This is a genomic window from Sphingomonas sp. GM_Shp_2, from assembly GCF_026540875.1.
Taxonomy (GTDB): Bacteria; Pseudomonadota; Alphaproteobacteria; order Sphingomonadales; family Sphingomonadaceae; genus Sphingomonas; species Sphingomonas carotinifaciens.
The window spans coordinates 1-22,500 of the sequence record NZ_JALNUQ010000036.1 but is presented as its reverse complement, the minus strand read 5'-3'; the positions used below and the strand labels follow the sequence as shown (position 1 = coordinate 22,500).

The following is a 22,500-nucleotide window of genomic DNA, read 5'->3' as shown; positions in this document are numbered from 1 at the left end:
TCCTTGAATGCCATCTGTATACGGTATAACCGGCGGCATGCGCAACCATTCTGTTGAAGCACCCCGAACGATTCTGGTCATCGGCGGCGGCGTGATCGGCCTCAGCTGCGCCCTGGCATTGCAACGGCTTGGGCTGGAGGTGACGCTGGTCGAGGCGTCTACCGACGTGCGGGCGGCGTCCTGGGGCAATGCCGGGCACATCGCCACCGAACAGGCCGAACCCATCGCTTCGCCGCGCATGGTGCGCAGCGCTGCCCGGCGCCTGTTCCTGCGTGGCGGTGCGCTGGCCCTTCCGCCACGCCAGATCGCCCATTGGCTGCCTTTCGCGCTTCGCCTTACCCGCGCCGCGACGCCGACGCGCTTCGAACGGGGCCGGGCCGCCCTTTCCGGCTTGCTGGCTCAGGCGATGCCGGCATGGCGCCGCTATGTCGATGCCATCGCCGCGCCGGATCTGCTGCGCGAAAACGGCCATGTCGTCGTCTGGGAAACGCCTGAAACCGCCGCCGCCGGTCTTGCCGCATGGCGCGCCGCCGATATCGGCACCGCCCGGTTCGTGCCGCTCGAACGGCATGAACTGGATGCGCTGCGCCACCGCATCGCCACCCCGCTCGCCGGGGGCATCCGCTTCACCGGCACCGGCCAGATCGCCGACCCCGGCCGGCTCGCACGCGCGACGCGCGCGGCCTTTCTGGCGGCGGGCGGTACCGAGCGGATCGCTACCGTCACCGCGATCGACGCCGGTTCCGCCACGCTCGCCGACGGCACCCGCCTGAGCGCAGACCGCGTCGTCCTTGCCGCCGGTACCGGTTCGGCGGCGCTGCTCCGCCCGCACGGACTGAAGGTGCCGATCATCGCCGAACGCGGCTACCACCTCCAGTCGCCCCCCGAACCGGACTGGCCCGCCGACCTTCCCCCGATCGTGTTCGAAGACCGGTCGATGATCGTCACCCGCTTCGAAAGCGGGCTGCGCGCCGCCAGCTTCGTCGAGTTCGCCGGCCATGCCGCGCCGCCCGATCCGCGCAAATGGGCTCGCCTGCACCGGCACGCCGCCGCGCTCGGCCTGCCCATGGCGGATGCGGAGGGCTGGATGGGTGCCCGCCCCACCCTGCCCGACTATCTTCCTGCCATCGGCGAGGCAGCGGGCATCCTGTGTGCCTTTGGTCACAACCATCTCGGCCTCACCCTCGCCCCCATCACCGCCGAGGCGATCGCGGCGCTGGCGCTGGGGGAGGCGCCGCCCGTCGACCTGACCCGCCTCGCCCCCGCTCGCTTTTCCCGCGGCTTGTAAATACCGCCGTCACAGCTACCTCCGGACAGCGTTTTGCTTTGCGGAGACCTTGGTGATGACCGATTACGTGCCGCCCCGCGTGTGGGAATGGAACAAGGACAATGGCGGCCGCTTCGCCAGCATCAACCGCCCCGTCGCCGGCGCCACCCATGAGCAGGCGCTGCCGGTCGGGCAACATCCGCTGCAACTCTATTCGCTCGCCACGCCCAACGGCGTGAAGGTGACGATCATGCTGGAGGAATTGCTCGCGCTCGGCCATGCCGGGGCCGAGTATGACGCCTGGCCGATCCGCATCAACGATGGCGACCAGTTCGGCAGCGGCTTCGTCGCGGTGAACCCCAATTCCAAGATCCCCGCGCTGATGGACCGCAGCGGTGCAGAGCCCGTCCGCCTGTTCGAATCCGGCGCGATCCTCACCTATCTTGCCGAAAAGTTCGGCGCCTTCCTGCCCGCCTCCGGTGCCGCGCGCGCCGAATGCCTGTCCTGGCTGTTCTGGCAGGTCGGCAGCGGCCCCTTCGTCGGCGGCGGCTTCGGCCATTTCTACGCCTATGCCCCGACCAAGATCGCCTATGCGATCGACCGCTTTGCGATGGAGGCCAAGCGCCAGCTTGACGTGCTCGACCGCCGTCTCGCCGAAACCCGCTTCCTCGCCGGTAACGATTATACCATTGCCGATATGGCCGCCTGGCCCTGGTATGGCGGCCTCGTCCTCGGCCAGCTGTACGACGCCGCCGAGTTCCTGTCGGTCGGCGACTACGCCCATGTCCGTCGCTGGGCGGACGAGATCGCCGCGCGCCCCGCCGTCATCCGCGGCCGCATGGTCAACCGCCTGTTCGGCGACCCTGCCGAGCAGTTGCACGAACGCCATGACGCCACCGATTTCGACACCCGCACCTAGGACAAGCTGGGCGATTGAGCCGCTAAAGGACGGCACCGGTTTGACTTATCCGGCCCCGACGCGCACGTCCGCAGTCGATGGGGCGGACCCGATGGGAGAGCGAATGCTGAGAGAAGAACGACGCGGCCCCGCACATTCGCTGATCGCGCGGGAAATCGGGATCGCGATCGTCACCGGCCAGCACCCGCCCGGCAGCACCCTGCCCGGTGAAGTGGAGATCGCCGAGCGTCGCGGCGTCTCGCGCAGCGTGGTGCGCGAGGCGATCCGCATGCTCGCCGCCAAGGGCCTCGTCCTGAGCAAGCCCAAGACCGGCACCCGCGTGCGCGAACGCCAGACCTGGAACCTGCTCGATCCCGATCTGCTCGCCTGGATGTTCGAGGGCGAGCCCCCCGCCGGCTTCGTGCGCAGCCTGTTCCAGTTGCGCATGATCGTCGAGCCCGCCGCCGCCGAGCTCGCCGCGATTGGCCGCGATGCGCGCCAGTTGGGCCGCATGGGCCATGCGCTGGAAACCATGGCGCAGCACGGGCTGGGCAACGCCACCGGCCAGGCCGCCGACCAGGATTTCCACAACATCATCCTGGAGGCGACGCATAACGAACTGCTGGTCAGCCTTGCCGGCAGCATCGGCGCCGCAGTGCGCTGGACCACCCTGTTCAAGCATCGGGGCAGCCACCGCCCCCGCGATTCCATGCCGCAGCACCGCCTGCTGTTCGAGGCGATCGCCAACCGCGACACCGCCGCCGCGCGCGATGCCACGATCAAGCTGATCGATCAGGCGCACGAGGATACCGAAAGGCTGCTTTCCCACTCGGCCTGACTTGCAGGCGGCGCGCTATTGTCTTACAAATCACCCCACTCCAAAAAGGGTCTCCGATTTGTCGCCTGCTCCCCCACACGTCGTTCCCGCCGACGGCGCCTATATCGCGATCGACTGGGGCACGACCAATCGCCGCGCCTATCTGATCGCCGCTGACGGCCGCATGCTCGCCACCGAGCGGGACGACCGCGGCGTGCTGGCGATGGGCGCGAGCGACTATCCCGCTGCCATCGCCGCCATCCGTACCCGCTTCGGCCCCCTACCGGTGATTGCCGCCGGCATGGTCGGCTCGACGCGTGGCTGGCGCGAGGCACCCTATGTCCCTGCCCCCGCCGACCTGCCCACGCTGGCGGCCCAAGCGACCCGCATTGCGGACGAGGATGTTGCCATCGTCCCCGGCGTTTCGCTCGCCACCGGCCCGCGCGCGGACGTGATGCGGGGTGAGGAGGTGCAGGTGCTGGGCGCCATCGCCGCCGGCCTCGCGCCGGCCGATGCGCTGTTCTGCCAGCCGGGCACCCACAACAAATGGGTGTTCACTAAGGAGGCGCGCATCACCGACTTCGCGACCGCAATGACCGGAGAGCTGTTCGCGCTGCTTCGCGGCCACGGCATCCTCGCCGGCATGCTCGACGGCCCTGTCGAGGACGGCCCCGCCTTTCGCGAAGGGCTCGCGCGGGGCAGCGGCGCCTGCGACCTGCCCGCCGCCCTCTTTGAGATCCGCGCCGGGGTCCTTCTCGGCCGCCGCGCTCCGGAGGACGCCGCCGCCTTTGCCAGCGGCCTGCTGATCGGCGCCGATGTCGGCGCGGTCGCCGGCATTCCCGGCGGCACCGTCCATCTTCTCGCCGGCGGTGCGCTGGGCGACCTGTACGCGATCGCGATCGCGCAGCGCGGCGGCACCGCCGTTCCCGTCGACAGCCACGCCGCCTTTCTTGCCGGTATCCATCAGATCCAGGAGCATCTTGCATGACCGACCCCGCCGCGCAGTTCGCGCAACGCTTCGCTGCCTGCCCGCTCGTCGCGATACTCCGCGGCCTGACCCCGGACGAGGCGCTGCCCGTCGCCGGTGCGCTGGTCGATGCCGGCTTCACCCTCATCGAGGTGCCGCTGAACTCGCCCGATCCGTTCACCAGCATCGAAAAGATCGCCAAGGCTTACGGAGACCGCGCGATCATCGGCGCGGGCACCGTTCTGCGCACCACCCAGGTCACCGATGTCGCCAATGCCGGCGGCACCCTGATCGTGTCGCCCAATACCGACACCGCCGTGATCGAGGCGAGCGTGGCCGCCGGCCTGATCTCGCTTCCCGGCTATTTCACCCCCAGCGAGGGCTTTGCCGCGGTCGCTGCGGGCGCACATGGCCTGAAGCTGTTCCCCGCCGACGGCACGACGCCTGCCATGCTGAAGGCGCAGCGTGCCGTGCTGCCGCGTGACCTGCCGGTCCTGGCAGTCGGCGGCATCACGCCCGATACCATGGCGCAGTGGGTCGCGGCCGGCGCCAACGGCTTCGGTCTCGGCTCCAACCTCTACCGCGTGGGCAAGCCTGCCGCCGAGATCGCGGCCGACGCGCAACGCTTCGTCACCGCCGTGAAGGCCGTGCTGTGACCGCGCCCATCCGTCTGGCGCTTGTCGGCATCGGCAAGATCGCGCGCGACCAGCACGTCCCCGCGATCGCCGCCAACCCCGACATCACCCTGGTCGCCTGCGTCAGCCGCAGCGGCGAAACGGTGGACGACCTGCCCAGCGTCCTCGATCTCGCCGCGCTCGCCGCCAGCGGGATCGACGTGGACGCGGTCGCGCTGTGCACCCCGCCCCAGGTCCGCTACCCCGCCGCCGCCGAGGCCATCGCGAACGGCTGGCACGTCTTCCTCGAAAAGCCCCCCGGCGCCACCCTTGCCGAGGTCGCGGCGCTTGCCGATGCGGCGGACGCCGCGGGCATCAGCCTGTTCGCAAGCTGGCATTCCCGCTACGCCCCCGGCGTCGCGCCGGCCCGCGACTGGCTGGCGGCGCGGACCATCGGCCGCGTGACGATCACCTGGCGCGAGGATGTTCGCGTCTGGCATCCGGGCCAGGCATGGATCTGGGAGGCCGGCGGCTTCGGCGTCTTCGATCCCGGCATCAACGCGCTGTCGATCGCGACGCATATCCTGCCCCGCCCCTTCCTGATCGAACGGGCGGTGCTGGATTTCCCCGCCAACCGCGACGCCCCTATCGCCGCGCGCGTCGACTTCCGCGATACCGCCGGCGCCCCCGTCGCCATGGACCTGGACTGGCGGCAGGAAGGCCCGCAAAGCTGGGACATCGTGGTCGAAACGGACCAGGGCACGCTGCGTCTCGCCAAGGGCGGGGCCGAACTCACCTTCCCGGACGGCAGCACGCCGATGAGTCACGAAGGGCTGCACGGCGAATATCCCGGCCTCTACGCCCGCTTTGCGGAAATCGTGCAGGCCGGCACCTCCGACGTCGATGTCGCCCCCTTGCGCCACGTCGCCGACGCCTTCCTGCGCGGCCGCCGGGTCACGGTGGAGGCATTCGAGGAGTAGGAAATAGTCGCCCTCACTCTTCCGCGGCTCTACCGCTCCCTCCCTCTCCCGCCGGGAGAGGGAAGGGGCCCGCCCGGCGCAGCCGGGTGGGAAGGGTGAGGGTGATTTGAGCGGAACTCACCCCAACGGCGTCACCAGCGGCCGCCCCGCAAAGAACGCCTCCAGATTATCCACCACCAGCCCCGCCATCGCGGCCCGCGTTTCCACCGTCGCGCTTGCCTGATGCGGTGCCAACACCACCTGATCCATCCCGAGCAATGCCTCGGGCACATGTGGTTCGTCGGCGAACACGTCCAGCCCCGCCCCCGCAATCGTGCCGTCACGCAGCGCATCGACCAGCGCCGCCTCATCCACCAGCGACCCGCGCGCGACATTCACCAGCACGCCGTCACTGCCCAGCGCACGCAGCACCCCGGCATCCACCACCCGTTCGGTCTCGCCTGTCGCCGCCGCCGCCAGGATCAGCACGTCGCTCGCCGTCGCCAGCGCCGCGATATCCACCACATGCCGCCACGGCACATCGTCATGCACCCGCCGGCTGGCATAGATCACCTCGCCGGCAAATGGCGCCGCCCGCGCCGCAATGGCCCGTCCGATCCGCCCCAGCCCGAAGATGCCCACGGTTCGCCCGCTTGCCCGCCGGGCCAGCGGCACCGACCACCGCCCCTCCCGCACCGCCCGGTCGTTGGCGGCGATCCGTCGCTGCGCCGCCAGCATCAGCGCGATCGCCTGATCCGCGACATCGTCGGTCAGCACATCGGGCGTCGTCGTCACCGCCACGCCGCGCGTCCGCACCGCGGCCAGATCGACCCCGTCATAGCCCACGCCGTTGATCGCGATCAGCCCAAGCTTCGGCAGGGCCTCGATCAACGCAGCGGGGATGCGGCTCATGCCCGTCCCCACCACCGCCCGCACCTCGGCTTGGGGCTCCCGCACCACGTCGAAACGGTTGGATACCATCCGGCCCACGGTGGACTCCGGATCGGCGAGCAGCAGCACGAGGGGGCGTTGGGTCATACCCCCAGCATAGCTACACCAGCCGCGCCTTCAACAAGGGGCGCAGCAGGTAGTTCAGCACGCTGCGCTTGCCGCTCAGGATATCCACCTCCGCCACCATGCCCGGAATGATCGGCAACACCTCGCTGCCCCGCCGCAACTGACTGCCGTCGGTGCGGATCAGCACCTTGTAATAGGGCTCCTTGCCGTGCGGCGTGTCTTCCTCGATCGTATCGGCGCTGATCTGTTCCACCCTGCCGGCCAGATCGCCGTAGATGGTATAGTCATATGCGGTCAGCTTCACCTTGGCCGACATGCCCGGCACCAGGAACGCCACGTCGCGCGGCTTCACCTTGGCCTCCACCAGCAACCGATCCTCGATCGGCACCACCTCCATGATCGGCTCGGCCGGCTGGATCACGCCGCCGCGCGTGGTGATCAGGATCTTGTTCACCCGGCCCGTCACCGGCGACAGGATCTGCGTCCGGCGCAACTGGTCCTGCCGCTGCGCCACGATCGGCTCCAGCGGGCTCAGTTCGGCCTTTCTTTGCGACAATTCGGTGTAGGCTTCCTGCGCATAGCTGCTTTTCACCTCGATCAGCTTACCGTTGAGCGTCGCAATCTCCTGCCCCAGCTTCAGCGCCTCCATCTCGCTCACCACCTGCCTGGCGACGAGCGGCCGGATCAGCGCCAACTGGTTCTGCGCAATGCCGATCTGCTTGCCGATCGAGGCGACGCTTTCGCGCAGCTTCTCGCGCCGCGACTGGAACAGCGCCATCTCGGACCGCTGTATGGATGGTTCGATTCCAGTCGGAAACGCCACCGTGCCGCGCCCCAGCACCTCCGCCTCCAGCCGCGCGATCGATGCACGCAAACCCGCCGCCTGGTTCGAGGACTCGGCGAACGATGTTTCGAACCGTGTCGGGTCCAGCCGGACGAGCGGCTGGCCGGCGCGGACCAGGTCGCCCTCCTTGACCAGCAATTCGCCCAGGATGCCGCCCTCGAGGCTCTGGATCTTCTGGATGCGGCTATAGGGCACCACGCGCCCGTCGCCGCGCGTCACCACGTCGAGCTGCGCCCAGGTCGCCCAGCCGACGAAGATCGCCACGCAGGCGATCACCGTCCACAGCATCATGCGCGACCGCGGGTGCACATCGGTCAACAGCGGGTCGGCCAGTTCGCGCCGCATCCGCTCGGCGGGCGTCAGGCTAAGCACGAACCGTCCCCTCCTTCGACACCAGCCCGGCCACCGGACCGTCCATCACCACCTTGCCCTGGCGCAGCACCACGGCGCGGGCCACCAGATCCAGCACGCTGCGCTTGTGCGTCGTGACCACCAGTGTCCGGTTGCCCAGCCAATGCTGAAGATACTGAATTATCTGCATTTCATTCGCCTGGTCGAAGAACGCGGTCGGCTCGTCGAGCAGCACCACCCGTGGATCCTGCAACAGCACCCGCGCCAGCCCCACCGCCTGCCGCTGCCCCCCAGAAAAGCTCGCGCTGCTCTGGATCGCCATGTCCAGTCCGCGCGGGTGCGCACGCACGAACGGCCCCAGCCCTACCGCGTCCAGCGCCTCGAACATCTCCGCATCGCTCACCGCCAACCCACCAAGGTTGAGGTTGTCGCGAAGCGTTCCGTGCAGCAGTGCCACGTCCTGTGGCAGATATCCGATCGCCCGCCGCCGGTCGCCCGGATCGATCGCGCCGATCGCCACCTCGTCCAGCAGGATGCGGCCGCCGCTGGCATCGCCGAACCCCGACAACAGCCGCAGCAGCGATGACTTGCCCGCGCCGTTGCCACCCAGCAGCGCGACGCGCTCGCCCGCCCCGATGCTCAGCGCGGCGACATCGACCACCAGCGGCCCGTCGCCATGCTGCAGGCGCACCTCCTCCAGCCGGTACGCGCCTTCGGTACGCTCGTGCGCGACGAAGACCTTGGCCGCGGGGCGTTCGGCGGGGGCCGCCATCAACTGGTCCAGCCCCTCCATCGCCACTCGGATATGCTGCCACCGTCCCAGCATGCCGGCGGCTTGCGACATCGGCGCGATGCCGCGCGACGCCAGGATCGAACAGGCGACCAGCGCGCCCATCGACATCTCGCCGGTACTGATCCGGTATACCCCGAACACCACCACCCCGACATAGCCGAGCTGCTGCACCATCGATGCGCTATAGGCCAGTCCGGTCGCCAACAGGCTCGTCCGCGCCGAACTCCCCGCCAGCTCCGCGGTCAGCGTTTCCCACTGATGGAGCGCCCGCCCCTCGCCGCGCCCCGCCTTCACCGTCTCCAGATGCTCGATCGATTCCAGCAGGATGGCGTTCTTGACCGCCCCTTCCCGCAAGTTCCGCCGCGACAGGTCCCCCAGCCGCTTCTGCGTCGCCAGCCCCGGCAACAGGATCAACACCACCGCCGCCACCGGCACCCACACGATCGGCCCGCCAATCAGCGCAATCAGCCCCAGGAAGATCAGCACGAACGGCAGGTCGCTGATGATCGCCGCACTGGTCGAGGTGAAGAACTCGCGCACGCTCTCGAACTCGCGGATCTGCGTGCTGAACGCCCCCAGCGACGGCGGCTTGGCGGCCAGCCGCGTGTCCAGCACCCGCGCGAAAAGCTGCGACGACAGCTTCAGGTCCAGCCGCTTGCCCATCGTGTCGAGCAGGTGCGCGCGCATCACCCGGAGCAGGCTTTCCAGCACAATCGCAAGGCCGACGCCGCTCGCCAAAATCCACAGCGTATCGAACGCCGCATTGGGCACCACCCGGTCATAGACCTGCATCGCGAACAGCGCCGACCCGATCGCCAGCAGGTTCGCGGTCATCGCCGCCAGTGCCACCTCGGCATAATCGCGCCGCAGCCGTTTCAGCGTCCCGAAGAACCAGTGTTCCCCGGCGGCCACGTGATGCCGCAGCGCGCGGCCGTCCGGCCGGTACCGCGGCTTGGCGAACACGGCGGTGCCCGAATACCGCGCCTGCACCTCGGCGATCGCCAGCGTCTGCGCGCCGCCGCCGGTGGCGGGCGACACCAGGTCGATCGTGCCGTCGCCGAGCCCGGTCGCCACCACCGTCTCGCCGCCCGTCAGCACCAGGAGCGCGGGCAGCAGCATCGCATCCAGATCGGCCAGCCGGAAGTCCGCCACCCTGCCCGCGACATCGACCCGGCGCAGCGCACGCGGCGCCATCGCGATCGGCAACCGCCCGTCCTTCAGCGGCAGGCCGTCGCCCAACTCCGCCACGCTCGTCGGCCGGCCCAGCAATTGCGCCAGCAGCACCAGCCCCTCGCGCAGCGGATCGGCCGGCGGCGCCGGCGGCACGTCCGGCACCAGCGAAAGTGCGGTCGCCATCAGGATAGCCCCCCTTCGATCAACGGCCCGATCAGGCCCAGCCGGGCCGCGGCGCGAAACTGCACGCGCAGCCGGTCGATATGGATGTTGGTCAATTGCCGCTGCGCCTCGAACTGCTCGCGCCGCGTGTTGAGGATGTCGATCAGGTCGCGGCGCCCGACGGTGAACTGGTCGAGATAGGTCTGACCCACCGCGTCCGCCGTTCCGACCTGCGTCTGCAACGCCTGTTCGCGCGCCGCCATCATCGCGGCATTGTCGATCAGGGTGCGCACCTCGCGACGCTGCTGACGGTCCACCGCCCCCTGGTTCAGGATCGCCGCCTGCACCCGCTGCGCCTCGCCTTGCGGCCGCAGGAAGGCGGAAAAGCCCTGCATCGTCGACATGCGGAAACGGATGCCGACGATCGTGTCGGACCGCGCGATGCCGCCAATCGGCCGGCGCAGCGTCGTCGCCTCGGCGTTGATCTGCGGCAGCAACTGCGCCTTTGCCCCGCGCAGGTCCGCCTCCGCGGTACGCGTATCCGCCACTGCGCTGCGATAAAGCGGCGAATCCGCGATCAGCTCGCCCAGGTCCTTGGCCGCGATATGCTCGGTAAACGCCATCGGCCGCGGCTCGGCCAGATCGGCCGCCTCCTCGCCCACCAGCAGGCGATACCGGTTGCGCGCATCGACCAGCGTTCCCTGCTCGATCGCCAGCTGCTCGCGCGCCCGTGCCAGTTCCAGCCGCACTCGTTCCGGCTCGGACCGGTCGGCGAAATGCCCCTCGAACCGCGCCGCCGTCATCGCCTCGATGCCGCTCAGGGCCGCGATGAACGCCTCGACATTGGCGACCTGCCGCTCGGTGACCAGGATGTCGCAATAGGCTTCGGCGATATCCAGCGCGATCTCGTCGCGCCGCACCAGCGCCTGCTCGCCCAGCCGGCCCTGCTGCGCCTTGGCCCGATCGACGCTGCTGCGCACCCGGCCCCAGTCGTGCAGCGCCTGCGCGGCCGTCACTTCATAGCCCAGCCCGTCCAGGTCGAACGATTGCGGCCCGCCGGATACCGATACCGAGGGCAGATAGCCGCTTTTGGCGATCCGCACATCGGTTTCGGCCGCCGCCTCGCTGGCCCGCGCAGCCTTGACCTCCGGGCTGATCGCCAGTCCCATGCGCACCGCCTCCGCCAGCGTGCGGGCGTCGGCGGGCATGATCCAGAGCGGCGACAACAGGATGGGCAGCATGGCGGCTGCCCATCCACGGCGCTTACACAACGACGGTGACGGTGTTCTGTTCGACATGCAGTGTCGTGCCGTTGAAGCTGTAGACGTCGTACACCGTCCCCTGGATCGTCACGTCGGTGCCCGTATCCGTCGCCCCGCGCATCACCAGCCGATCCTCGGCATCGCCGGTGATCTGCAGGGTGTTGCCGGTGCTGGTCACCGCGTTCACCTCGGCCGCGGTCAGCGTCAGCACGCTGGATCCGTCGCCATGCCCCAGGTCGATCCGCTCGATATTGGCGATCGTGCCCGATGTCCCGGGCCCATAGTCCAGGTCGATGCCATTGCTCAGCAACAGCGTGTCGAACCCGGCCCCGCCATCCACCGAGCGGAAGTTGGTGGCGGTGAGCTGGATCGAATCGTCACCGGCCCCGGCGAACACCGTATCGCCGGTGTTCACGCCCAGGATCAGGTCCGCCCCGGCACCGCCGTAGAAGACCTCGCTGGTGCCCGTCACGCCGGTCAGCACGTCGGACCCGTCCGTCCCGTTCACCGAGATCTCACCCAGGCTGAGCAGCGATCCGTTGCCGAGCAGCGACACGCCGTAGCGCGCACTGTCGTTGCCGAACTGATCGGTGGCGATGATGTTGACCGACAGGCCGGCACCCAGGTTCAGCAGTCCGAAGACGCTCAGCCCCAATTGCCCCAGCAGGTTCAGGTCGAGCAGGTTCAACCCGAAATTGCCGTTCGCATCGACCGGCGGCGCCAGCCGCACCGTCGCCGCCGGCGTGACCACCTCCAGCCGGACGGTCGTCCCCGGCTCGGTCTGCGCGACCAGGCCGATGGACAGCGGGATCAGCGACGTGTTCAGCCGGATGCCACCGACCGTCAGCAGATCGCCGGTCAGCGCGTCTTCCAGCCCCAGTGCGGCAATGTTGCTGACATTGCCCGCCCGGTCGGTGGCACGTGCACTCACCGACGCGTCCAGCAGGTCCGCCAGCGACAGGCCGACGTTCAGGCCGCCGATCAGGTCCAGCGACCCCAGGCCGCGATTGTCGAGCTGCACCGTCGCGGTCGCCGTCGTGCCCAGCGCGGACACGTCGACGGTCACGATCGAATTGGGCTCGCCCGATACGCTCAGCAGGTTGCCGACCAGCGACAGCACCGGCGTCTGCGGCGCGATCGTGTCGATCACGAACGTCGCCGGTGGCGACACCAGCCCGCCGTCGATCTGCGCGGTCACCTGCGCCGGGCCGTCCGCTGCGTTGCCGATCACCGGCACCGTCACGCCCACCGATCGCGCCGCCACGTCCGCGGCGGTCAGCGTCGCGGTCGTCTGCACGACATAGCCGTTCTGCGAGGTCAGGGTGACCAGCACCGTGTCACCCGCGGTCGCGCCGGGGGTCAGCCCCACCGCCACCTGGATGCCGCCGCCGCTGCGCGCTTCGACATTGTTGACGAAGCCGTCGGCCGCCTCGATCACGCTCACCACCGGCACGCCCAGATCGGGCGCGATGACGGTCGCCGGGTTGCCGACATTCTGTGCGGCATCGATCGCCACCACGCTCACCAACTGCCCGTCGACCAGCGGCACCGGCAGCGTCACGCTGAACGTGCCGTCTGCCGCCACTGGCGCGATGATCGGCGTGGTCGATCCGCGCACGGTCACCTGCACTTGCGCACCCGGCTCGGCGAGGCCGCTCAGCACGGTACCGCCCGCCGAAATCGCCAGACCGGTCGGGACTGCCGGCGCCACGCTGTCGACCAGCGCGGTGGCGACCGGGCCGATATTGCCCGCCGCATCCTGCGCCTGCGCGGTGACCGCGACGCCATTGGCCAGTGCGGTGCCCGGTACGAACCGCCAGTTGCCGGCGCTGTCGGCCACGACGGTGGCAAGGGGCGCACCGCCCGCCGTCAACGTCACCGTCGATCCCGCCTCGGCGGTCCCGATCAGGGCCGTGCCGTTGCTCGGCCGGATCGTCGGCACGCCGGGCGGCAGGGCATCGATCGTCACGCTCGCCGCCGCGCCGGTATTGCCCGCCGCATCGGTCGCGGTGACGGACACCACCGCACCGTTCGCCGGCGCCGTACCCGGCGTGAACTGCCAGCGACCATCGGCTCCGGCGGTCGTCGTGCCCAGCGGCACCCCGCCCACGGTCAGCGTCACCAGCGCCCCCGCCTCGGTCGTGCCGGACAGGACGGTGCCATTGCTCGGGGCGATGTCCGGCACGGCCGGCGCCAGTGCATCGACGATGCCCAGGCCCGTACCGCTCGGCGTGTTGGCCGCATTGGTCGCCACCGCGCTGAGCGAAGTGCCATCGGGCAGGGGCGCGCCGGTGGACAGCGTCCACGCGCCCGTAGCATCGGTCTGCACCGTGCCCAGCACGGTCCCGTTCGCACTTACCGTCACCAGTGTGCCGACATCGGCGGTGCCGGTGATGGTCACGCCATTGGTCGGCGCGATCGTCGGTGTCGCCGGCAACGATGCGTCGATCGTCACGCTGCCGGGGCCGCTGACATTGCCCGCCGCATCGGTCGCGGTCACCGCGACCGCCAGGCCGTTGCCGATCGGCGTCGTCGGCCGCGCGCTGTAGGCGCCATTGGCATCGGCGACCGCCGTTGCCACCGGCACACCGCCCAGCGTGATGGTGACGGTGGCCCCCGCTTCCGCGATGCCGGACACCACGGTGCCGTTGCTCGGATTGACGCTCGGCGCTGACGGCGCGGCGGCGTCGATCACGCCGGTCGCGATACCGCTGACATTGCCGACCGCGTCACGCGCGCTTGCCTCGATCGTGGTCAGGTCGGCCAGCGACGTGGTCGCGGTCAGCGTCCAGCGGCCATCCGCGCCCACCGTCGCCGTACCGACCGGCACGCCACCGGCGGTGACGGTCACGATCGATCCGATCTCGCCGCTGCCACGGATGGTGGTCGCATTGCTCGGATCGATGGTCGGCGTCGCTGGCGGCAGGGCATCGACCAGCACGCCCGCCGGCCCGCTGACATTGCCCGCCGCATCGGTCGCACGGGCCACCACCACCGTGCCATCGGCCAGCGGCTGGGCTGGCGTCACCGTCCAGCGGCCATTGATGTCCGCCGTTACCGGCGTGCCGATCGGCTGTCCTTGCGCATCGGTCAGCGACACCAGCGCGCCCACCTCTGCCGTTCCGGTCACGCTGACGCCGTTGGTCGCTGCAATGATCGGCGCGTCGGGTGCGATCTGATCGACCACGCCCAGGCCGGCATCACTGACATTGCCCGCGATATCCCGCGCCGTCGCGCTCAGCGTCGTGCCATTGGCCAGTGTCGCGGCCGGCGCCAGGGCCCATGATCCGTCCGCCTGCACGGTCGCGGTGCCGACCGGCGTACCGCCGCCGTCCACGACGGTGACCACCGTACCCGGCTCGCCACGTCCCGTCACGATCGTGCCGCGCGTCGGGTCGATCACCGGTGCCGGCGGCGCCACGGCGTCGATCGTCACGCTGGCGACGTCGCTGATGTTGCCCGCGGCATCGATCGCCACCGCGCGCACCACCTGCCCGTCGGGCAGCGGCGTTGCCGGCGTCGACGTCCAGTTGCCGTTGCCGTCCACCGTCACCCGGTCGATCAGCGCACCGTTCGCGTCGCGCAATTCCACCGTCGCGCCGGCCTCTGCCGTGCCGGTGATCGCCACGCCGCGGCTCGGATCGATATCGGGTAGCGGCGGCGCCACCGCATCCACCACCGAACTCGCCGGCCCGCTGGCATTGCCCGCCGCATCGCTGGCGACGGCATTGACCACCGTGCCATCGACCAGCGGCGTGGTGGGCCGGAACGACCAGCTTCCGTCCGTCCCTACGACCGTGGTGCCGATCGGGGCCCCGCCCTGCTCGCTCAGCGTGATCGTCGCACCCAGTTCGCCCGTACCGGTCAGCAGCGTGCCGTTGCCCGCCACCACCGTGGGCACGTTCGGTGCGACCGCGTCGACCGTCACCGTCGCCGCCCCGCTGCTATTGCCGGCCGCGTCGACCGCGACCGCGCGCACCTGGGTGCCGTCCGCCAGCGCCGGGATCGGGCCGAACTGCCAGTTGCCGTCGGCATCGACGGTCGCGGTACCGATCGCGCCGCCCGCGCCATCGGTCAGGACGACGCTCGACAGCGGCTCGGCGGTGCCCGTCAGGATCGCGCCGTTGCTCGGGTTCACCGCCGGCACCGCAGGGGCGATGGCATCCACCGTCACGCCTGCCGGGCCGCTGGTGTTGCCCGCCGCGTCGCTGACGGTCGCCACGATGCCCGTGCCATCGGCCAGCGGCGCGCCCGGCGTCACCACCCAGCGCCCATCGGCGCCCACCACCGCGCTGCCGATCGGATTACCCGCGGCATCGGTCACCGCGACGGTCGCGCCGATCTCGGCGCTGCCGGCGATCGTCTGTCCGTTGGAGGGATCGATCACCGGCGCGGCCGGCGCAACCGCGTCGATCACGATGGTGGTCGGTGTGCTGACATTGCCCGCCGCGTCGCGCGCCGTGATCGACAGCGCGGTGCCGTCGCCCGGGACCACCCCCGGCGTCACCGCCCAGGCGCCGCCCGCATCGGTGACCGTGGTCGCGATGACGCCGTTCACGTCGCTGATCGTGATCGTCGCACCCGCCTCGGCCGTGCCAGCCAGCACGCTGCCGTTGCTGGGCGCGACCACCGGCGCATCGGGCGCGACCGAGTCGACGATGTTCACGCCCGCCACGCTGGGATTGCCCGCAGCATCCGTCGATACCGCCGCCAGCGGCGTACCGTTGGCCAGCGTCGTGCCCGGCGTGATGCTCCACCGGCCATCGGCGCCCACCACGACGCTGCCGATCACCGCACCGGTGGCGCCGTCGGTCAGCACCAGCGTGGTGCCCGCCTCCGCGGTGCCGGTCACGATCGCACCCGCGCTCGGGTCGATCACCGGCGTGACCGGCACGGTCGCATCGACGATGCCCTGCCCGGCCGCGCTGACATTGCCCGCGGCATCGGTTGCGGTCGCACTCAGCACCGTGCCGTCCGCCACCGGCGTACCCGGCACGATCCGCCAGCGGCCATCGGCGCCGGCCTGCACCGTGCCGATCGTCGCACCCGCCGCACCCAGCACCGTGACCAGCGATCCCGCCTCGGCGGTACCGGTCAGCACCGCACCCGTGCTCGGCGCGATCACCGGTGCCCCCGGCGCCACCGCGTCCACCACCGTCGACGCCGGTGCGCTCGCATTGCCCGCCGCATCGGTCGCCACCGCGCTCACCGCCGTACCGTCCGCCACCGCCGCGCCCGCGCTCAACACCCACCGACCATCCGCCCCGGCGGCCACCGTGCCCAGCACCGCGCCGCCTGCCGCGGTCACCGTCACGCTGGCCCCCGCCTCGGTCACCCCGGCAAAGGTCACGCCCGCACTCGGCGCGATCGTCACGCCCGGCGCGACCGCGTCGACCGTCGCGGCCGCCGGCGTGCTGCGGTTGCCCGCCGCATCGATCGCCACCGCGCGCACCACCGTGCCATCGCCCAGCGTCGCTGCCACCGACCACGACCCATCGGCCGCCGCCACCGTCTGCCCGATCACCGCGCCACCCGCGCTCACCACCACCGTGGCGCCCGCCTCGGCCGTACCCGCGACCACCGCCGCGTTGCTCTGGGCGATCACCGGCGCGCCCGGTGCCACCGCATCGATCACCGCCGTCGCCGGCGCGCTCGCATTGCCGGCCGCATCGGTCGCCACCGCATTCACCACCGCGCCGTCACCCAGCGGCACCCCCGGCGCGATCTGCCACCGGCCATCGGCCTGCACCACCGCGCTGCCCAGCACCGTGCCGGCCGCATCGGTCAGCGTCACCAGCGCACCCGCCTCGGCACTGCCGGTCACGACCACACCGTTGCCGGCATCGATCACCGGCACGCCCGGCGCCACGGCATCCACCGTCACGCCGCCTGGCGCACTGGCATTGCCCGCGGCATCCGTCGCCACCACGACCACAGCCGCGCCATCCGCCAGCGGCGCCGCCAGCGTCACGCTGAAGGCTCCCGTGCCATCCGCCACGCCGGTGCCGATCTCGACACCCGCCGCGTCACGCACGCTGATCGCCGCACCCGCCTCGGCCAGCCCGGCCACCACCGTGCCGTCGCTCGGCGCCAGCACCGGCGCATCCGGCGCCACCGCGTCCACCGTCGCCCGGCCGATGCCGCTGACGCTGCCCACGCCGTTCGTCGCCACCGCGCTGAGGCCCGTGCCGTCGCCCAGCGGTGCCGCCGGCGTCACGCTCCACGTGCCGCTCGCATCCACCACCGTGCTGCCGATCGTCGCACCCGCCGCATCGGTCACCGTCACCGTGGTGCCCGCATCCGCCGTACCGGTGACCACCGTGCCGTTCGTCGGCGCGATCACCGGGGTGGAGGGCAGGCTGGCGTCGATCACCAGCGTGGCCGGCGCGCTGGCATTGCCCGCCGCATCGGTGGCGACCACGCTCACCACCGCGTCGTCCGCGACCGGGGGCGTCACCACCAGCTGGAAATTGCCATCGTCATCGGCCGTGACCTGGCCCAACGCCACACCGCCGGCGCTCAGCGTCACGCTGCTGCCCGGCTCGGCGGTGCCGCTCAGCACGGCGCCATTGCTCGGCTCCAGCACCGGCACCGCCGGCGGCACCGCATCCACCGTCACCACCGCGGCCGGCCCGGCATTGCCCGCCGCATCGGTCGCCACGACCGTCAGCACCGCGCCGTCGCCGATCGGCGCGGCCGGCGTGATCGCGAAGCTGCCATCGGCGCCCGCCACCACCTGGCCCAGCGAAGCGCCCGTGCCATCGGTCACGCTGACCGTGGCACCCGCCTCCGCGGTGCCGGTGATCGCCGTGCCATTCGTCGGGTCGAGCACCGGTGCGACCGGGGCCGCCGCATCGACGCGCACCGCGCTTGCCGGCCCGGCATTGCCGGCCGCATCGCTGGCCGCGACCAGCACGATCGTCCCATCGGCCAGCGGCACGGTCGGCGTGACGGCAAAGCCGCCATCCGCACCCGCCGTTCCCGTTCCGATCACCGCCCCGTCACGCGTGGTCAGCGTCACCGTGGCTCCCGGCTCGGCGGTACCGGACACGACGGTGCCGTTGCTCGGCACCGTCACCGGTGCACCCGGCGCGACCGCATCCACCGTCCCCGTGCCGGCGTCGCTGACATTGCCCGCCGCGTCGCGGGCCTCGACCCGCACCGTCGTCCCATCGGCCAGCGGTGCCGCCGGCACCACCGACCATTGCCCGTCCGCCCCGACCACGTCGCTGCCGATCACCGTGCCGTCCGGCCCGGTTGCCACCACCGTGCTGCCGATCTCGGCCGTGCCGGTCAGCACCGTGCCGTTGCTCGGCGCGACCACCGGCGCTGCCGGCGCCGCCGCATCCACCGTCACGCCGGCCGGCGCGCTGACATTGCCAGAGGCATCGCGCGCCACCACGCTGACCGCCACGCCGTTGCCGACCGGCGCCGCCGGGGTCAGCGCCCAGGCGCCATCCGCGCCGGCCGTCGTCGTGCCGATCACCGTACCGGCGGCATCGCTCAGCGTGATCGTCGCCCCCGCCTCGGCCGTGCCCGCAAAGGCCGTGCCGTCGCTCACCGCCACCGTCGGCACATCGGGCGCCACCGCGTCGACGACCACCGCCGCCGCCGGCCCGCGCTCGCCCTGCCCGTTGGTGGCATAGGCGCGCACCACCGTGCCATCCGCCAGCGGTGTCGCCGGCGTCAGGCTCCACGTGCCATCAGCCCGCACCGGCGCGGTGCCGATCGTCGCGCCCGTCTCGTCCACCAGGATCAGGATCGCATAGCCCGGCTGCGACGTGCCCGTCACCACCGTGCCGTTGGTCGGGTCGATCGTCGGTGCCGGCGGGATCGCGATGGTATCGGGCGCGGTGACGGTTGCCGGCACGCTGCTGTTGCCCGCCGCGTCGGTCACCACCACGCTCACCACCTGCGCATCGAGCAGCGCCGGCGACAGCGGCACGGTAAAGCTGCCGTCATTCGCCGCAACAGCGGTACGATCGGCCACGCCGTCGCCATCGATGTCGATCCCGACGGTCGCACCCGCCTCGGCCACGCCCGAAAGGCTCGCCCCGTCCGCCGCGATCACCAGTCCGGTCGCTGCCGCCGGGGCAGTCGTGTCGGCCGCGACCACCGTGGCCGGCGCGCCGAGATTGCCCGCGGTATCGGTCACCGTCACCGTCACCGTCTCGCCATTGGTCAGCGCCGGCACCAGTGCGATCACGAACGTCCCGTCCGCACCGACCGTGCCCGTCGCATCCGCAACCCCGTCGCCATTGGTGTCGACCGACACCGCGGCGCCCGCCTCGGCAGAGCCGGAGATGCTGGCACCACCCTCGGCGATCACCAGCCCGGTCGCCGCCGCCGGTGCGGTCGTATCGGCCGCGACCACCGTGGCCGGCGCGCCGAGATTGCCCGCGGCATCGGTCACCGTCACGGTCACCGTCTCACCATTGGTCAACGCCGGCACCAGTGCGATCACGAACGTCCCGTCCGCACCCACCGTGCCCGTCGCATCCGCAGCCCCGTCGCCATTGGTGTCGACCGACACCGCGGCGCCCGCCTCGGCAGAGCCGGAGATGCTGGTGCCACCCTCGGCGATCACCAGCCCGGTCGCCGCCGCCGGCGCGGTCGTGTCGGCCGCGACCACCGTGGCCGGCGCGCCGACATTGCCCGCCGCATCGGTCACCGTCACCGTCACCGTCTCGCCATTGGTCAGCGCCGGCACCAGCGGGATCACGAACGTGCCGTCCGGCCCGGCCGTGCCGGTCGCGTCCGCAACGCCGTCACCATTGGTGTCGACCGACACGATGGCATCCGGCTCCGCCTGGCCCGACACGCTCGTTCCGCCGTCCGCGATCACCAGCCCGGTCGCCGGCTCGGGCGCGGTCACGTCGGGTGCGGCGACCATCACCGGTGGCGCGACATTGCCGGCCGGATCCTGCACCGTGACCATCACCATCTCGCCATCGGTCAGCGGCGTCGGCAGGTCGATGATGAAGCGGCCATCGGTGCCCGCCACGCCGGTGATGTCCGGAATGCCGTCGCCATCGATGTCGATCTGCACCGTCGCGCCCGGCTCCGTGGTCCCGGTCACCGTCGTGCCGTCCGGCGACAGCGTCACCCCCTGGGCAGAGGCAGGCGGCGTCGTATCGGGCGAGGCGACCGTTGCCGCCGGACCGACATTGCCCGCCGTGTCGCGCACCGTCACGCTGACCGTCCGCCCGTCGGCCACCGCCGGCGACAGGGTCGCGGTAAAGCGGCCATCGGCGCCTGCCGTCACGGTGAAATCCGCCGTGCCATCGGCATTGACGTCGATCAGCACCGTCGCGCCCGCCTCGGCCTGCCCGGTCAACTGCGTACCGGCCGCGTTGAAGCTCAACCCCGTCGCGGCGGTCGGCGGCGTCGTGTCGGCGACCGGCGGGGGCGGCGTGCTGCCGCCACGATCGTCATCATCCCCGCCGCTGCTCAGCGCGGCGATGCCGCCGCCGGCCAGCGCCAATCCACCCAATATGCCCGCGATCCCCAGGCCACCGCCGCCACCGGCCGCCGCTGCGCCCGCCGCACCCAGGCTGGCAAAATCCGCCGCCACGCCCTGCGGGACATAGGCCGCCGCCACCGTGCCGTCCGCCGCCGCGGGGGACAGTTCGGCCAGCACCAGCTCCTGCTCTCCGTCCAGCAGATACAGGTGGCTCGGCTTGTCCGCTGCGGCGTAGAAGTTGACGACGCGTACCGTCTGCCCGTCCTTCAGCGTCAGCACCAGGTCGGCGCCATCGCGCGTCAGGCTGGCGACATCCTGCGCATTCACCGCCAGCGCGACATTGTCGCCCGGCTGAACGGTGACGGATCCGGTGACGGTCTGCTCCGCCCCGGTGGAAACGGGCGTGTTGGCGGGCGTGATCTTGGCCTGGATGCTCATGGAAATCCTCCTCTTCGGCTCCCCCCGAAAGGTGGTGGGCGATACGCGCCCGGCATGGTCACACGGCGCGGTGGCGCCGATGCGAAAACGCCGGACATGTCGCGGATCGCGTCATCCTCATCCCCTTCGAAACGCGGGCACTTTCACCCGCGTCAGGCACCCAGAACGCCGCCTCAATAGTTAACGCTGCGTTAAAAGAGGACGAATTTCGACTATCAAAACCGTTTTGAAACAACACGTTGTGGTGGTTATTTGGACGCTGCTCAGTGTTGCTTGCGGCGGCGTTCGAACCACCATGTGCTGGCCGCTGCGATCATCCACGCCGCCAGCCAGAACCATCGACTTTGCCAGATATGCGACGGCGTTGCTTGCAAAAGTGCGGATTCGCCGCGAACGAGCCGCAGTGTCGCGTCCCGCCGTTCGCGCGCCTGCATCGCCGGATCGGCATCGGCGGCACCGACATGCACCGGCCGTTCACCCAGCCGGTACCAGCCCGCCACCCGCGGCCAGAAGGCGGCACAGCCCCGTTCCGGTTGCAATTCCACGGCCCGTGCCCTTGGCGTAATTAAACGGTCGCCCGCCTTCACCCCGCATGCCACGGCCCGCACCCCCGCGCGTGGCCGGTCCGATATGCTCGGCGGAGCCCCGTCGCCCGGCCGTGCCACCGCCGACAGCAGCGCACTCCACCACTCGGCATAACGATCGCCATGCCCGCTGGTCGTCAGCGCGAAACTGTCCTGCACCAGGGTCAGCGCGACCCGTCCCTGTCCGGCCGGCCGCCATGCGGACAGCATCGCGCCCCCCTTGTCGCGCATGATCGTCGCGCCCGTCACGCCGTATCCCGTGCGCGTCAGTTCGGGCACTGCAGCGCGATCACCGGCAAAGGCCAGCGGCACGTCGGCGCTTCCCGGCCCCCGCCGCGCCGCCAGCGCGGCATCGTCGGGCGCGGCGGGTGGCAGGGAAACCACATGGTCCGCGCCGTCGCCTTGGAATCCGAACCCGAACGTCCGCCAATCCTGGCGCACTGCCGGCGGCAACGGCCCGGTTGCGCGCAGCACCAGTCCCATGCCGCCACGCAGCGCCGCGCGCACCACGCTGCGTCCATCGCTGCCCAGCATGGTCCAGGCGCGGTCGTCCAGCACGAGGATATCGGTCCGGGCCAACGCGCCCGGCTCGACCCGCACCGCACCGCCGAGCGTAGCGTCGCCGCCAAGCGCCGCCCGCACCTCCACCGCCAGCCCGGCATCCGTCGCCCAGCGCCGCAACGCCTTGATTTCAGGCCCCGGTGCGCCGCTCAGGATCAACAGCCGCACCACGGCCGGCGCACGCGTCCACAGCGGCACCGTCACCGTGTCGATGGTGCCCAGTTTGACGGTGAACAGCACCGCCCCGGCCGTCCGCGCCGTACCCGACAGCACCGCCTCGCCACGCGCGTCCGGCGTCTGCCGGTCCACCACCCGCCCCGCCGGATCGAT

General features: G+C 71.1%; 12 protein-coding genes. 6 read left to right on the top strand and 6 right to left on the bottom strand.

What is annotated here, in order from left to right; translation table 11 throughout:
* The first annotated feature begins 37 nt into the window (after positions 1 to 37).
* The 6 genes from OXR08_RS12660 to OXR08_RS12635 all read left to right on the top strand — a co-directional run bounded on the left by OXR08_RS12660 (position 38) and on the right by OXR08_RS12635 (position 5,543).
* Entirely contained in the window at positions 38 to 1,288 is a 1,251-nt protein-coding gene (locus OXR08_RS12660) for an FAD-dependent oxidoreductase (protein ID WP_267350323.1), read from the top strand.
* A gap of 55 nt (positions 1,289 to 1,343) precedes the next feature.
* Entirely contained in the window at positions 1,344 to 2,186 is an 843-nt protein-coding gene (yghU, locus tag OXR08_RS12655; RefSeq protein WP_267350321.1) for a glutathione-dependent disulfide-bond oxidoreductase, read from the top strand.
* 103 nt (positions 2,187 to 2,289) lie between these two features.
* A complete protein-coding gene (locus OXR08_RS12650) occupies positions 2,290 to 3,003 on the top strand; it encodes a FadR/GntR family transcriptional regulator (RefSeq protein ID WP_112382867.1) in 714 nt (237 codons plus the stop codon).
* 58 nt (positions 3,004 to 3,061) lie between these two features.
* Positions 3,062 to 3,970 (top strand): 2-dehydro-3-deoxygalactonokinase, encoded by a 909-nt coding sequence (locus OXR08_RS12645; RefSeq protein ID WP_267350319.1) that lies wholly within the window; start codon positions 3,062 to 3,064, stop codon positions 3,968 to 3,970.
* Entirely contained in the window at positions 3,967 to 4,605 is a 639-nt protein-coding gene (locus tag OXR08_RS12640) for a 2-dehydro-3-deoxy-6-phosphogalactonate aldolase (RefSeq protein WP_267350318.1), read from the top strand. Before OXR08_RS12645 ends, OXR08_RS12640 begins: the two co-directional genes overlap by 4 nt.
* On the top strand, positions 4,602 to 5,543 hold the full coding sequence (locus tag OXR08_RS12635) for a Gfo/Idh/MocA family oxidoreductase (RefSeq protein ID WP_267350316.1): 942 nt from the start codon (positions 4,602 to 4,604) through the stop codon (positions 5,541 to 5,543). Before OXR08_RS12640 ends, OXR08_RS12635 begins: the two co-directional genes overlap by 4 nt.
* A gap of 117 nt (positions 5,544 to 5,660) precedes the next feature.
* Here the strand turns inward: OXR08_RS12635 and OXR08_RS12630 are convergent, their stop codons facing one another.
* The 6 genes from OXR08_RS12630 to OXR08_RS12605 all read right to left on the bottom strand — a co-directional run.
* Positions 5,661 to 6,560, bottom strand: a complete 900-nt coding sequence (locus tag OXR08_RS12630) for a 2-hydroxyacid dehydrogenase (RefSeq protein ID WP_267350313.1) — start codon at positions 6,558 to 6,560, stop codon at positions 5,661 to 5,663.
* Between the two features lie 13 nt (positions 6,561 to 6,573).
* A complete protein-coding gene (locus OXR08_RS12625) occupies positions 6,574 to 7,755 on the bottom strand; it encodes an HlyD family efflux transporter periplasmic adaptor subunit (RefSeq protein WP_267350312.1) in 1,182 nt (393 codons plus the stop codon).
* Positions 7,748 to 9,883: a type I secretion system permease/ATPase gene (locus tag OXR08_RS12620; protein ID WP_267350310.1), complete on the bottom strand. Its 2,136-nt coding sequence runs from the start codon at positions 9,881 to 9,883 to the stop codon at positions 7,748 to 7,750. The genes OXR08_RS12625 and OXR08_RS12620 overlap by 8 nt, the downstream gene beginning before the upstream one ends.
* Positions 9,883 to 11,103 carry a TolC family protein gene (locus OXR08_RS12615; RefSeq protein ID WP_267350309.1) on the bottom strand — a complete coding sequence of 407 codons (1,221 nt, stop codon included), beginning with the start codon at positions 11,101 to 11,103 and terminating at the stop codon, positions 9,883 to 9,885. Before OXR08_RS12615 ends, OXR08_RS12620 begins: the two co-directional genes overlap by 1 nt.
* A 22-nt stretch (positions 11,104 to 11,125) precedes the next feature.
* Entirely contained in the window at positions 11,126 to 21,025 is a 9,900-nt protein-coding gene (locus OXR08_RS12610) for an Ig-like domain-containing protein (RefSeq protein WP_267350308.1), read from the bottom strand.
* A gap of 263 nt (positions 21,026 to 21,288) precedes the next feature.
* A partial coding sequence (locus OXR08_RS12605) for a carboxypeptidase regulatory-like domain-containing protein (RefSeq protein ID WP_267350307.1) occupies positions 21,289 to 22,500 on the bottom strand: 1,212 nt, incomplete at its 5' end.

What these genes read in the sequence shown, in the direction of transcription:
- OXR08_RS12660 (WP_267350323.1), top strand. Translation starts at nt 38, where the DNA reads ATGCGCAACCATTCTGTTGAAGCACCCCGAACGATTCTGGTCATCGGC.
- yghU (WP_267350321.1), top strand. Translation starts at nt 1,344, where the DNA reads ATGACCGATTACGTGCCGCCCCGCGTGTGGGAATGGAACAAGGACAAT.
- OXR08_RS12650 (WP_112382867.1), top strand. Translation starts at nt 2,290, where the DNA reads ATGCTGAGAGAAGAACGACGCGGCCCCGCACATTCGCTGATCGCGCGG.
- OXR08_RS12640 (WP_267350318.1), top strand. Translation starts at nt 3,967, where the DNA reads ATGACCGACCCCGCCGCGCAGTTCGCGCAACGCTTCGCTGCCTGCCCG.
- OXR08_RS12630 (WP_267350313.1), bottom strand. Translation starts at nt 6,560, where the DNA reads ATGACCCAACGCCCCCTCGTGCTGCTGCTCGCCGATCCGGAGTCCACC.
- OXR08_RS12620 (WP_267350310.1), bottom strand. Translation starts at nt 9,883, where the DNA reads ATGGCGACCGCACTTTCGCTGGTGCCGGACGTGCCGCCGGCGCCGCCG.
- OXR08_RS12615 (WP_267350309.1), bottom strand. Translation starts at nt 11,103, where the DNA reads ATGCTGCCCATCCTGTTGTCGCCGCTCTGGATCATGCCCGCCGACGCC.
- OXR08_RS12610 (WP_267350308.1), bottom strand. Translation starts at nt 21,025, where the DNA reads ATGAGCATCCAGGCCAAGATCACGCCCGCCAACACGCCCGTTTCCACC.